Below are 13,846 nucleotides of genomic sequence, written 5' to 3'. Positions count from 1 at the left end.
CGCAGCCGCACACCAGGTTTGCGGGGTGTGCGGTTGCCACAGTGGGTGTGCGGGCGACCGTCGGTCATCGGGCAGCCTCCCCCGCCAGTAGATCGGACAGCGCGACGATCAGCGCAGCCGGTGGATTCCAGTCGAAAACTCCACAGCCCGACGGAGTGTCGGGACCGATCATGCCGCGCACGAACAGGTAGCGGGCACCGCCGAGGTGGTGCGAGGGGTCGTAACCGGGCAGCCGCCAGCGCAGGTAGCGGTGCAGGGCGACCGCGTAGAGCAGGGCTTGCAGCGGATAGTGCGAGCGCAGCATTTCCGCGGCCATGCGGTCGTGAGTGTAGTGGTCGACGGTGAGATCGCCGGTGCCGAGGCGGTTGGTCTTGTAGTCGACGATGACGAATCGTGGTTGCGCATCCGGATTTTCGGTGATGCGCAGCACAGCGTCGATACTGCCGGTGAGGTAGCCGCGCAGCGGGGTGTCGTCCAGCGATGCGAGTTGGTCGGCGTAGCCGGACAAGGAATCGTCGGCCGGGAGATGGGTCCGCAGCAGTTCGGCGATCCGGCGCAGGGTGACTGTGTGCGCACCGGGGATGTCCCCGCCGGCGAGCGGGAGCTCGAAGTCGAGTTCGTTGAGCCGGTCGCGGGTGGAAATATCGGCGAGACAACCGAATCCGAGTGGTGTGTGCAGCACGGCGAGTAGGGCGGTGCCGAGTAGCACCGGATCGGCCTCGGCCATGAGCTCTTCCGTGGCCGCGCGGCAGCGGGTGTGCACCTCGGTGGCCAGATCTGGTGCGTCGGTATCGATTCGCTCGAGCACACCGTGCACCAGCGTGCCGAATTCGGCGCCGTAGGGCAGCGCGTTCATCAGAGAACGGGTCGCATCGGCGATCGCGGGTTCGGTTTCGGCGAGAAGCGGCGTGCCGGGTTCATCGGATGGGCCGCGGTCGTCCTCCGGTTCGGCCTCCGGGATAGCGGCGTCGTGCGCATCTGCGGTCAGTGCCGAATAGGAGGTGCGACGCCACTGCAGGTCCATGGTGCGGGCGAACTGCGCCGCGGCAATGGCTCCGGTCGGAAGTTCGGTGCGCACGCGGCGGACCTCGACCGTATCGGTGTGCTCGACACCTTCCACCGATATGGCCTCCGGCGCCCCGGCGGCCCAGGCCGAAAGCATCGACACCGCAACGGCATCCGCCGGCACCGCCGCCTTGCTCGGTACGAGATCCCCGCCGTCCGGGCGGCCGAGGACCATTCGATGCAGCGGTGCGTTGGCGGTGGTGATCGCGGGCGCCCACCAGGCGACGATCTGACACATCGCGCGGGTAAGTGCGACGTACAGCAGCCGCAGTTCCTCGCCCGCCTCCTCGGCTTCACTGCGCAGCTTGCGCTCGCCATAGCCGGACGCGTCCTGGCCGCCGACATCGAGTACGCGGGCGCCGTCGTCGGTGTGGAATAGCAGGGTCTGCGGGTACGGGTTCTTCGCGTTGTCCCATGCGAATGGCAGGTAGACGATGGGGAATTCGAGTCCCTTGCTGGCGTGCACGGTCGCGATCTGCACGGCCGCGGCATCGCGATCGAGGCGACGGCTGCGGTCGGCGACCGAGCCGGAGGCGGGATCGCGCACTCGGTCGGCGAGCCAGCGGGTCAGCGCGGTGAGGCCGAGACCTTCGGTCAGCGCGACCTGATCCAACAGTTGCGCGATGTGCCGCAGATCGGTCAGCTCGCGTTCACCGTTCTCGACGGACAGCAGCCGCTGGGCCAGATCAGCTTCGGCGGATATCTTTTCGAAGACCGCGGCGAAACCCGCGCGGGCGAACAGCCTGGCCGCTTCCCGCAGCTGGGCGGAAATGCGGCCGACCAGATCCGCACCCCCACTATCGATCTCGACCGCGGTCACGCCGAGCAGCGGTGTGCAGGCGGCGAGGCGGACACGGTCGGAGCGATGCGGCTGTTCGAGTGCGCGCAGCAGCCACAGCCAGTCCGTCGCACTGCTGGTGGCGAAGACGCTGGTGCCACCGGCGAGTACCGAGGCGACCCCGACACGCTCCAAAGCGGTTCGCACCACGTCGATTTGGGATCGAGTCCGCACCAGTACCGCGATATCGCCCGGTCCGATCGGTCGCGGTCCGGTTTTCGCCGCGAACAGCACACTGGACTCCAGCAACCCCACGATATCCGCCGCGAGATCCTCGGCGACCTTCGACCGCATGCGCCCGACCGCCGGGAATCCCGATTTGTTCAGCGGCCCGGCTCCGGTGCGCGGCAGACACCGCATCCGCAGCGGCGTCGTCAGGTCATCGGGGCCGGACAGTCGCGACCAGCCACGGGTCGCGGTAACCGGGTAGACCGTGATCTCCTTATGCCCCAACGCCGCACCACCCTGCAGATGATCCAGTGCGGCGAGCAGACCCGCATCACTGCGCCAGTTGTCGGTGAGCTCCTTACGGGTATCGGCGTGTGCGACGGCATCGAGATAGCTGAGCACCTCCGCGCCGCGGAAGGCGTAGATGGCCTGCTTCGGATCACCGACGAGCACCAGGGTCGAATAACCGTGAAACGCCAGCCGCAAGATGTCCCACTGCAGCGGATCGGTGTCCTGGAATTCGTCGACCAGGGCGACCCGATACCGGTCGCGGATGCGGCGACAGGCCCGCGGCCCGTGCTCCGGATCGGCGAGCACGTCGTGCAACAGCACCAGCAGATCGTCGAAATCACGCAGTCCGGCAAGGCGTTTGCGGCGCTCGGTTTCCTTGCGCACCGCGGCGGCGAAGGCGACCCGCTCCCCCGCCGGTCCCTCTCCCTTCGGCACCAATACGGCGTGGCGATCCTGCACCGCCGCCAGCGCCAGCGTATGCGCCTCCTTCAGCGAAAACGGCGGCTCCGCGCGGGCATACCGGTTCAGGTACAGGTCATCAGCTACCGTGCCGATCAGATCATCGATCGTCTCGACCAACCGCGATCCGGGATCATGTTCGCCCGCCACACCGAGCTCGTCCAGCATCCGCTGGCAGAAACTGTGGGTCGTCGCAATGGTCCCGGCATCGAAATCCGAAAGCGCGGTGAGCAATCGCCGCCGACGCAGCAGCACCTCGGCCGAATCCGCCTGCGCCAGTAGTCGAATCAGCTCATCGGCGTGGGCCCGAGCCGTCTCCGGATCGGCCAGTGCCGTCGCCACCGCGACAAACCGGTCCCGCGTCCGTTCCCGCAGTTCCTGTGTGGCGGCCCGACTGAACGTCACCAGCAACAGCTGCGAGATATCGATCCCGATCTCGGCGACATACCGCACCGCCAACCCGACAATCGCATGCGTCTTACCGGTACCGGCACTCGCTTCGAGCACCGTGGTTCCGGTCGGCAGTGGCCCGTCGGGATCGAACCGGTCGGCATCCAGCGAGGGCGCGGCGAATGCGGCTTCCTCGATGGTCATCCCCGCCGCCCCTTTCCGTGCCTGGCAAATCCGGTGCTCGCCTCCACGTTCCCCCCGGCGCCCGCCCGTATCCGGGAGGCGCGCCGAACGAAGTGCCCTCCCAATCGACGAGTACGCCTCATGGCTGGCCTTGATTCTCGGCAGCCAGCAGCGGTGCCCACATGCGACGAGCCACGGACCCGAAGCGGGTGGTTTCCCCGGGCTCGCCCGCGGGCGCGGGGGCGGCCATGAGGTGTTCCAGGCGAGGGGCAGGCCCCCAGATGTAGCGCAGGTGACGGTCGGTGTGGTCACCGAACGGCCCGGGACCATTGGGCCCGCCATTGAATTCGCGTTCGGCGGCGCTCACCGCTTCGTCGGCGTTCGATCCGCGGAAGCGACGTTCGGCGTAAACGGCGGTAGCGCCAGCAGCGATCGGGAGCGGTTCGGTAAGGCCAGCATCACGCAACCGCACCAGTTCACGCAGGATCGCCAGTGCGGCGGGCGGTTCCGGAGCCATGAGCTCGGAACGCCATGCCGGACGGCCGAATTGGCCGCGCCCCGTGGTGACCGCGCGCCACGAGCGATCCTCTGTCACCGCCAAGGCAAGCAACGAAACCCAAGCGGCAATGCGGTGTTTCGGGGCGAGCCGAGAGAACGTGGTGCGAACCAAGGATTCGCCGCGCACCTCGGGCACCGTGCCGGTGAGCCGACGGCCATTACCGAGATCTACCGCGATATCGACCGCGCGCGGCGCACCCTCGTACTCCGGCAGCGCCGCGCGCACCAGCTTGTCCACCGTCGACTCGACCTCGTCGAGCACCGCACCACCGAATCCGAACGGCGGCAATGTGCCACGCCGCCACTCCGCAGCGCGCAGCGTCGACGGATCCGCGCCGGTGAGCCGCGCGGACAGCAGTCGTTCGCCCAGCTCCCATTTGGCGAGGCCGTCGAGTTCGATGGGCAGCCGGTCGGCAATGTCGTCTACGTGTTCGGGAACGCGCAGTCCGAGGCGCTGCCACAGGAATGCGCGTACCGGGTGTTCGACGAACGAAATCAGGTCGGCCAGTGCGACATCCGCGGGTTCGAGCGCGGGCAGCGGTTCGGGCAGGAAGGCGGGCCGCGGCTGTGCGGGTTGTCCGGCCGCCCGCGCTCCGGCGAATGCGACGGTGTCGAAGCTGAACGGGCGCTCGGCCGCGAAATTGCGACGGTCGAAGCCCTGCAACGGATGTCGGGTCACCACCGCGTCCATTCCTGGCGCGCCGACGTGTGCGCGCAGTGCATCGAGCAGTTCGGCGACCGGGATGGCGGGTGGACGATGCGCGCCGGTCACCGGGTCGGCTCCGGTGTGGAAGATCAGCAATTGCTCCGTGGCCGCGAGCACCGCATCCAGCAGCAGCTGGCGATCCTCGCTACGCGCATCCCGTTCGCCGAGTAGCGGATTGCGTGCGAGCACATCGTCACCGTCGACGCCGCTGGTGCGCGGGAAGATCTCGTCGTCGAGACCGAGCAACACCACCACACGATGCGGTACCGAACGCATCGGCACCATCGTGCACACCGTCAATTCGCCGGTCCGGAAATTCGCCCTGGTCGGTCGCGCCGCGAGCCGACTCGACAGCAGCACACCGACATCGGCCAGCCGCAGTGGCACATCACTCGCATGTTCGGTGGCGGCGGCAAGCTCACGACGGGCCTCGGTGCGCACCCACGCCTGGCTGTCGGGTACGTCGGTGAGCAGTTCGAGACAGCGCCCGAGCACCGTCGCCCATTCCTGCGCCGGACGTGGTCCGCGCAGGTCACGCAGGCAGACCGCGAGCCGGTCGATGAATTCCGCGAACCGGCCCGCCAAGTCGACATCATTGCTGTCCACATCGTCCAGCGGCAGCGCGAGATCCAGCCAGTCCTCTGAAGATTCGTCCGCGGTGACACCGAGCAGGATGCGGTCCACCGCGCTATTGAGCGTGTTCTGCGCGAAGTCGGCAAGCCCGAATGCCTGCCGTTGGCGCTGCCCGATTCCCCACCGCGCACCGGATTCGGCCGCCCATTCGCGCAACCGCTCGATATCGTCGTCATCGAAACCACAACGGCGACGGACGGTTTCGGACGCCGCCAGATCCAGCACCTGGGTCACCGTCACCCGCCCGTCGGCGAGCTCGAGCAATATCGCGATCACCGCGAGCATCGGATTGGTCACCCCGCGCCCGCGATCGGCGAGCCGCACCCGAAGCAGATGCGCCGGATGCGCCGGATCACCCACCGACTCGACAGATCCCACCATCTTCTGCCCGAACGCCGCCCGCACCAGCGGGGCATACGCCTCCACCTCGGGGCACATGATCAACACATCGCGCGGTTCCAGTGTGTGATCGGCCGCGAACAACCCGAGCAGACATTCGCGCAACACTTCGACCTGTCGTGCTGGGCCATGACACGAATGCACCTGCACGGTCTGGTCATCGAAGCGCGCGGGTTCGGGCGGCCACACATCGTCCCGAATCCCGGACTGCAGGGCACTCAACAGTGTTCGGTCCGAATCCCCCTGACCGCCAGCGTGATTCGACCCGACTGCCGCATGGTGTCGGTCCACGGCACCGACCAGCCGCTGCTGGAGCTCCCGCACATCCCTGCCGAGCCCCGCGAGCAACGGATGCCGCAGCACCGTCGCACTGACATCATCGGCCCGCGCCACGGCGGCGGGCAGCCCACTCAACTGCGTCCACATCACCGGACTCGGATGTGCGAGCCACAGATGCACATCCCGCCGATGCGCCAGCGCCGACAACACCGCGAGTTGATCGCTCGGCATTCGCGTCACCCCGAACAATGACAAACGCGCAGGCAGATCCACCAGATCCGGCTCGTCCCGCAACCGCGCGCAGGCCGCGTCCAACCGCTCGGCCGGACTCGGCACCCCGACTTCAGCCCGCAACCGCCGCCACAATTCCGGTTGCCACAGCAAATCATCCGGCACCGCCCGCCCGGCACCGTCGGTATCCGAACCCGCCGCCCACTCCTCGATGAGCCCGGGTCGCTGCGCCGCATAACTGTCGAACAGCGCCGCCAGATGCGCGGCAGTCGCATACCGCCGACCGACCCGATGTCCGGCGGGTTCCCCGACCCCGAGATGCCGCGCGAGGACCGCGCTCCACGGTTCGCCCAGCGATGCGTCGATCACCCGCAGCAAGGTCCACACGACCTGCTCCGACGCCCACGGATCCGCCTCGGGCCGCACCCCACTCGCCGCCGCCGATACTTCGGCGACCAACGCACCGGGCGACGGGAATCCGATATTCGCGGCAACACCATCCGAGCGACCCGACACGCCGAGCACCGTCGACAGTCGCTGCGTCAACCACCGCTCGACACCCTTCGCGGGCACCGCGACCACCTCGGCCGCGAAGGCATCCGGCAACGGTTCGGCAAGCAGTGCGGCCAACGCCTCCGCCAACGCATCGGCGCGCTCGGCGCGATGTATGTGCAGCGGCATCTGCGCCCTCTCCTCGGTTGGTCCGGTATGTCCGCACTGCGCGTCAAGTCGTCTATCGGCACGGCTCGGCGCTTCCGCACGTTTATACGCCCAGCGACCAGCACGCAACCTCCCGACCCCATTCGCACCGGAGTGAAATAAGCCACACGCGAACGATTTACTTGGTCGTGTCACGTCGGATCGCGCCCGTCGATGTGCAACAGTGCTCAACCGGGGAGGAACGGGATAGCTGCACGAAAGGCTGGTTCGCGTTCATGATGGCGATGGTGATTCCCCTGATGCCGAGAGGCGGATTCACGGTCCGCCGGGTCGGTGACAGATGGGAGCTGGTCAACTCGCGCTCCTACGGTCGCACCGTAGTCCTACACTCCTGGCCGCGCGATCAGCATGCCGAGGCCTTCGCTCACTGCTACCGCCTCAACGGGCGCACCGTCGAGGAATTGCACGCCGCATTCCGCTAGCGCGAAAGACGCTGCGGTACAAGCACAACGCCGTTTACCACAGCGACGGGCAGAGCTCAAGACGTGCGTCCGGCCCGCCGATGTGCGATCGTGTTGCCTCGTGCGTCACGCCTCCGTCTCTGTCCTCGCCGCTGCGGCGATCCTGGTCCCCACTACCACCGCGCTGATTCCGTCGGCCTACGCGGCGCCTCCGGCGCATACGCAGGGCTGCATCGCCGGTTTCGACTGCGATATGAGCAGCCGAATCGCCTCTGTCGACGCGTATTTGAAGAGTCGGCCCGGTGTGACCGGTTACGTGGTCCGTGATCGAGTCAGCGGTGGGGTGTACGCGAACGAGAATGCGGAGAACTCGGTCTGGACCGCCTCCACCATCAAATTGGCGATCGCCGCCGATCTGCTCAACCGCGCGCGGGCCGGCGTGATCGGACTCGGTCCGGAGGACCGCGGCCTGATGGAATCGATGCTCGCCACCTCCAATGACCAAGCCGCCGACATCCTCTGGAACAAGTACGCCGGCATCGATCGGATGGCCTATAACAACGCCTTCCGCTCCAACGGCATGGTGAACCTGGTTCCGCAGCCGACGAATACCGCCATGTTCCCCGACTGGTCGTTCCAGAAGTGCACCCCCGCCGATCTGGATCGGCTGATGGACTCGATCTTCAACAATATGCACCCCGACGACCGGAACTACCTGTTCGACCGCATGCGCGCGGTCGACAGCAACCAGCATTGGGGCGTATGGGGCGCGGGCGCCGCGATGCGGCCCGGCCTCAAGAACGGCTGGTCCGAGGAGCAGGGCGGCTGGGTGGTGAACTCGGTCGGCTTCGCCGGACCCGGCGAACGCTACACGCTGGCAATCATGAGCTCGCTCGGCAGCGACGGCGGCTACACCGAAGGCGCCGCGACCGACACCAAGGTCGCCGAACTGCTGTTCAGCGGCCGCTGAGCTGATCCTTTCGGGCGCCCCGCAAGCGATCGCTAGCGGCGGCGCAACCGCACGGGCGCACCATCCCGGGGGAACGGAATCGTCGTGAATCCCCACGGCATTCGGTAATCCCCCGGGAGTTCCCACTCGTAATCGCGCACCAGCGCGGCAATGATCGTCTTCACCTCGAAGGTTCCGAAGTGCATTCCGATGCACTTGTGCGCACCCGCGCCGAAGGGCACCCAGGCGAGTCGATGCGATTTGTCCTCGCGCCGGGCTTCGCCGAAGCGTTCCGGATCGAATACTTCCGGCCGGGTCCATAGCTCCGGCAGGAAGTGATTAACCGTATACGCGCAGTCGATCGGCGTGCCCGCCGGAATGTAGTGCCCGAGAATTTCGGTGTCGCGCACCGCCCGTCGCGGCAGTCCGGGCACCGGCGGCATCAAGCGCAAACTCTCCTTGAGCACCAGATCCAGTTCGCGCATCCGGTCCAGGTCGGCGATTGTCGGTGCGCCGCCGCCGATTTCGGCATCGACCGCGCGCACCTCCGCGCGCACCCGCCGCTGCCATTCGGGATGTTTGCCGAGGTAGTAGGCCACCGCGGTGGCGGTGGTCGTCGTGGTGTCGTGTGCGGCCATGATCAGGAAGATCATGTGGTTGACCACATCCGTGTCACTGAACACGGCGCCGTCCTCCGTGCGCGCATGACATAGTCCGGAGAAGAAATCCACCGACTCGGTCCGGCGCTTGCGCGGCAGCATCTCGGTGAAGTACTGCTCGAGCACCTTGCGCCCGCGCAGCCCGGCACGCCAATTGCCACCGGGCACGGGCTGTCGAATAACCGACAGCCCGGCATGGGTGCAGTCGATGAACGCATCGATAAGCTTGCGGCGCTGCGCCCCGACATCGACGGCCATGAAGGTCTCGCCCGCGATCTCCAGGGTCAGTTCCTTGATCGTCGGATAGAGCCGGACAGTGCCGCCGTTCTGCGGCACCCACCGATCGACGGCGGCCCGCGCCACCGGCGTCAATGCCGCAAGATGCGCCTCCAGCCGCTCCCGGGTGAAGGCCTGCTGCATGATCCGGCGATGGAACATGTGCTCGTCGAACTCCAGGAGCAGCAGTCCGCGCCGGAAGAACGGACCGATGAAGTAATCCCAGCCCTGGCCGAAATCGCGACGCCGCTTGCCGAGCACCTCATCGATCGCCTCCGGACCGCAGACCAGCACCCGATCCAAGCCAAGCGACGAATTCAGCGATACCGGACCGTAGCGGCGATACCGCTGCATCATTTCCGCCGGACCCCAGCGCAGGTAGTGCAGACCCCGGCCGAAATACGGAAGTCCGGCATCGCCCGTTACCGCGGTCGCGCTGCTGCCGCGTGGCGGTGAGGCCAGCACATGCGGACGCTCGGGAACTCGACGCAGCAGTCGATCGATCAGGTGGTCGTCCGGGATGTCGATGAGCGACACATTCTCGGATTCGGGCCGCACGCTGGGCTTTCGGTTCCCGGTGCGGATGTGGACGACACGGCCCCCACCGACCATGACAAACCTCCCTGAACGACAGAATCTATCGTATTCTCTTTTCACATTCGTTCGCTCGAAAAGAATCGGCACATCAGCTACCGGGATCTCGCCGTGACGGCCAGGACAGCGCCGACTACCGTAAGTCGGGTCAACAACGTTCGAGGGGCCGCACCCCAGGTTTGAGGAGCACCGACGATGAGCACTCAGTCTGCCGAGGAGAACCATCGCCATCGGGTGGTGGTGATCGGCTCCGGATTCGGCGGCTTGTTCGGTACCAAGCACCTCAAGCATGCCGACGTCGACGTCACCTTGATCTCCAAGACCTCGACCCATCTGTTCCAGCCGCTGCTCTACCAGGTCGCCACCGGCATCCTGTCGGTCGGCGAGATCGCCCCCGCGACCCGGCTGGTGCTGCGCAAGCAGAAGAACGCCCAGGTGCTGCTCGGCGATGTCATCGATATCGACCTCGAGCACAAAACGGTCACCTCGCAACTGCTCAACACGAACACCATAACCTCGTTCGACAGCCTGATCGTGGCGACCGGCGCGCAGCAGTCCTACTTCGGTAACGACCAGTTCGCCACCTACGCCCCCGGTATGAAGACCATCGACGACGCGCTGGAGCTGCGCGCGCGCATCCTGGGCGCATTCGAAGGCGCCGAACTTGCGGTCACCCAGGACGTGCGGGACCGGCTGCTCACCTTCGTGGTGATCGGCGCCGGACCCACCGGTGTCGAATTGGCCGGTCAGATCGCCGAACTGGCCGATCGCACCCTGGAGGGCACCTTCCACAACATCGATCCGCGCGACGCCAGGGTGATCCTGGTCGAGGGCGCGGGTGCGGTACTGGGCCCGATGGGTCCGAAGCTGGGCGGTAAGGCCAAGCGGCGACTGGAGAAGATGGGCGTGGAGATTCAGCTCAACGCCATGGTCACCAATGTCGACGCGCACGGTGTCACGGTCAAGGATGCCGACGGTACGGTGCGCCGCATCGAATCCTCGTGCAAGGTGTGGTCGGCCGGTGTGCAGGCCAGCCCGCTGGGCAAGATGCTCGCCGAACGCTCCGACGGCACCGAAACCGACCGCGCCGGACGCGTGATCGTCGAACCCGATCTGACCATCAAGGGCCATCCGAATGTCTTCGTGGTCGGCGACCTGATGTCGGTGCCGAATGTGCCAGGTCAGGCGCAGGGCGCGATCCAGGGCGCGACCTATGCGGCCAAGCAGATCAAGGCCGGACTCGAGGGCCAAGCGCCGCAGGACCGCAAGCCGTTCAAGTACTTCAACAAGGGCAGCATGGCGACGGTGTCGCGTTTCAGCGCTGTCTGCCAGGTCGGCAAGCTGGAGTTCGGCGGATTCATCGCCTGGCTGGCCTGGCTCGCGCTGCACCTGTACTACCTGGTCGGCTACCGCAGCCGGATCATCACGGTCATCCAGTGGTTCGTGACCTTCCTCGGCCGCACCCGCGGGCAGATGGCGGCCACCGAGCAGTGGGTCTTCGCCCGGCTCGCGGTGGAGGCGGTACAGGCCGATCAGCAGGATGCCGACGAACTCGCGGCGGCGCTGGGGGCGCCGCCCGCGGAGAATGGGAAGGCAGCCGCGCGTACTGAGAAGGCGGCTGACCGCAAGGTGGGCTAGCCTTACAGTCAGCTAATTATCAGTAATCTCTCTGCCTCGTAAGTTCGCACCCATCCGAGCGTGCCTCGAATCCGAATGTGGGATGACATTTCTCCGGATGAAAGGCGATGTATGGGGACAGGCAAGCACAGAGCTCCTAACCCGCAGCGGCAGAAGATGGGGACGATGGTCGCGGCGGGTGCGGTACCGCTCGTTCTGGCGCTGGTGGGCACCGGCACCGCGAATGCCGAGCCCGCACAGTCGAATACGGTGACCCAGCCGGAGCAGTGGCCTGCGGCCGACGCCCCGAATGCGATGCCGTACGAGGGTCTGCACATCCCGGACGACACCAAGAGCTCACTGCAATGGTCGCGTCCCGCTCCGGAGAAGAAGTACCTCGCCCCCGTCGGTGTGCTGCACGGCCCCGGCCCCGTGGCTCCGGTACCGCCGATCGCCCCGCCACCCGGGAAGTTCCGCTTCGGTGACGTCGTCATCGACGCACCGGATTGGATCAACCAGGAGCAGGCGATCCAGATCAACGACAACTCGGCGACGGCCGAGGCCAATCTGGCGACATTCCTCGATTCGATCGGCATGGAGCGCAGTCGTTCCGACCGGATCGCTGGACAAACCATCGGCACCGCCGCGATGGGTGCCATGGCGGGGGCGGGGGCGGCTATCCCGGTCGCGGCGACCTCCGCGCTGGTCGGGGGTGCGCTGGGACTGGTCTTCGGACTTCCGTTCGTGCCGGTGGGCATGGTTGCGGGTCCGATGCTCGGGGCGAGCTTCGGTGCGGCCGTGATCACGGTCCCCGCGGCCGCCATCGGGGCGGCGGCCGGTGCGGCCGTCGGCGCGGTCAACGCGTTCAACGCGCCCTCGCGGGTCGTCGGCGACTGATCGAACGCCGAACCGGGGTGGGAACCTGACGACGTTGTCGGGCTCCCACCTCTTTTCATTCCCCCGCCCGGTGCATCGCTACACCGTGTGGGGCGGGGTAAAAGCCCGCTGTGACGGATGACACATCGCTCAGCGAACCTGGAGCTACCGCGTACTGACGAGCAGCGGTCCCGTACGGGTGGACAGGGTCCCGCCCAAAGCGAGAGGGAGGCGGGCCGCGACCCGGCCGTTGGTTTCCACGGGGCGGTCGTCCGGATAGACGAGTTCGCTGTCCAATGCCCTCGGTGCGGCGAGATCGTCATCGGTGGCACTACCCGCACCGAGTTCGAGTCGATGCCGCAACAGCGGCAGGGCGCCGATGTCGGCGATCAGCTCACCGCGCCAACCGCCGCCGTCTTCGCCGGTGCGCCCGATCTGTACGCGTTCGCGCAGCCGTAGCTGGGCGTCGGGGGTCAATCGCACCTCGGTCACCGCGTGGTGGTGCGCGCCGCCCGCCACGATCGTCGGCTCCGGATCGAAATCCAGCTCTCCCGCGACGTCGAAATGCCAGTGCGCCAACGACAATGGCGTGCGCATGCTCGGTAGCGCGATGGTGGCCGCGACCGAGCGCACGACCAGCCGTGCGCCCGCACCGACCACGATCTCGATATCGAGTTCATCGCCGCCGAGCGGGGTGGCCGCAGTGCCGATCAGGTGGACGGTGTCCGGACCGGTGCGCCGGGCCGCCAGGCCACCGCTCGCGTGGATCTCGGGCAGTGCGCCGACGGCCGCGACAATGCGAACCTCAGTGCGCAACAGCGGATTCGGTGACTGATTTGTCCTGTTCAGCGATGGCCCGCAGTTGCTCGCGCACCCAAGCGAGCACCGCGGTGGCGGCCGGATCCTCGGTCAGCGAGATCATCGCCGTGCGGCGGCCCTCGCGTACCTTCGCGGCATCGCGTGCCATGACGTCGAGGTCGGCGCCGACCAGCGGGGCCAGATCGGTTTTGTTGATCACCAGCAGGTCCGAAAACGTCACGCCGGGCCCGCCCTTGCGCGGCACCTTGTCGCCGCCCGCGACATCGATGACGAAGATCTGTACATCGATGAGGCCGGAGGAGAACGTGGCGGTGAGGTTGTCGCCGCCGGATTCGACCAGGATCAGATCCAGTGGCGGATTGGCCGCGATCAGATCGTCGATGGCATCGAGATTCGCGGTGATGTCGTCGCGGATGGCGGTATGCGGGCAGCCACCGGTCTGCACGGCGGTGATCCGCTCATCCGGCAGCACCGCGTGGCGGCGCAGGAAATCGGCGTCCTCGGTGGTGTAGATGTCGTTGGTCAGCACCGCGAGCGAGAGTTCGTCACGCAGTTGTCGGCATAGGGCAGCCACCAGGGCGGTCTTACCCGAACCGACTGGTCCGCCGATTCCGATGCGCAGCGCCTCGCCGGGCGTGCGCTCGCGCTTGGGCCGGTCATGCGAGTGATCGTGCGGTTCGCCGTCGATCAGGTGGGGTGGCATATCGGTGCTCCTTTCCGCTTCTATCCTTGCCG

At 66.9% G+C, this 13,846-nt stretch carries 9 protein-coding genes; 4 read left to right on the top strand and 5 right to left on the bottom strand.

Features of this window, described 5'->3' with window-relative positions; genetic code table 11:
- Positions 1–64: 64 nt before the first annotated feature.
- Both ACIBJI_RS28530 and recC read right to left on the bottom strand, forming a co-directional pair.
- Complete coding sequence (locus tag ACIBJI_RS28530; protein ID WP_364347799.1) at positions 65–3,415, bottom strand: UvrD-helicase domain-containing protein; 3,351 nt, start codon at positions 3,413–3,415, stop codon at positions 65–67.
- A gap of 118 nt (positions 3,416–3,533) precedes the next feature.
- A complete protein-coding gene (gene recC / locus ACIBJI_RS28525) occupies positions 3,534–6,881 on the bottom strand; it encodes an exodeoxyribonuclease V subunit gamma (RefSeq protein WP_364347802.1) in 3,348 nt (1,115 codons plus the stop codon).
- Between the two features lie 263 nt (positions 6,882–7,144).
- Here recC and ACIBJI_RS28520 point away from each other — a divergent pair, with 263 nt between their 5' ends.
- Positions 7,145–7,342, top strand: coding sequence for a hypothetical protein (locus ACIBJI_RS28520; RefSeq protein WP_245567223.1), 198 nt, complete (start codon positions 7,145–7,147; stop codon positions 7,340–7,342).
- Positions 7,343–7,442: 100 nt separating this feature from the next.
- Positions 7,443–8,291 (top strand): tat pathway signal sequence, encoded by an 849-nt coding sequence (locus ACIBJI_RS28515; RefSeq protein ID WP_364347806.1) that lies wholly within the window; start codon positions 7,443–7,445, stop codon positions 8,289–8,291.
- Between the two features lie 32 nt (positions 8,292–8,323).
- Here ACIBJI_RS28515 and ACIBJI_RS28510 read toward each other — a convergent pair whose 3' ends face one another.
- Entirely contained in the window at positions 8,324–9,817 is a 1,494-nt protein-coding gene (locus ACIBJI_RS28510) for a cytochrome P450 (RefSeq protein WP_364347809.1), read from the bottom strand.
- Between the two features lie 177 nt (positions 9,818–9,994).
- Between ACIBJI_RS28510 and ACIBJI_RS28505 the strand changes: the two genes are divergently transcribed.
- Positions 9,995–11,437 carry an NAD(P)/FAD-dependent oxidoreductase gene (locus ACIBJI_RS28505; protein WP_397086680.1) on the top strand — a complete coding sequence of 481 codons (1,443 nt, stop codon included), beginning with the start codon at positions 9,995–9,997 and terminating at the stop codon, positions 11,435–11,437.
- Positions 11,438–11,548: 111 nt separating this feature from the next.
- Positions 11,549–12,313: a hypothetical protein gene (locus tag ACIBJI_RS28500; protein WP_364347815.1), complete on the top strand. Its 765-nt coding sequence runs from the start codon at positions 11,549–11,551 to the stop codon at positions 12,311–12,313.
- A 144-nt stretch (positions 12,314–12,457) separates the two neighbouring features.
- On the opposite strand, the gene ACIBJI_RS28495 is transcribed toward ACIBJI_RS28500, so the two are convergent.
- A complete protein-coding gene (locus ACIBJI_RS28495) occupies positions 12,458–13,108 on the bottom strand; it encodes an urease accessory protein UreD (protein WP_397086678.1) in 651 nt (216 codons plus the stop codon).
- The gene (gene ureG / locus ACIBJI_RS28490) at positions 13,098–13,814 is read right to left on the bottom strand and encodes an urease accessory protein UreG (RefSeq protein WP_364347821.1); all 717 of its coding nucleotides are present in this window, start codon (positions 13,812–13,814) and stop codon (positions 13,098–13,100) included. The genes ACIBJI_RS28495 and ureG overlap by 11 nt, the downstream gene beginning before the upstream one ends.
- Between the last annotated feature and the right edge of the window lie 32 nt (positions 13,815–13,846).

The sequence above is a fragment of the Nocardia sp. NPDC050408 genome (assembly GCF_044458905.1).
Taxonomy (GTDB): Bacteria; Actinomycetota; Actinomycetes; order Mycobacteriales; family Mycobacteriaceae; genus Nocardia.
Note: the sequence above shows the minus strand (reverse complement) of the source record. Positions and strands in the feature narration are given on the sequence as shown.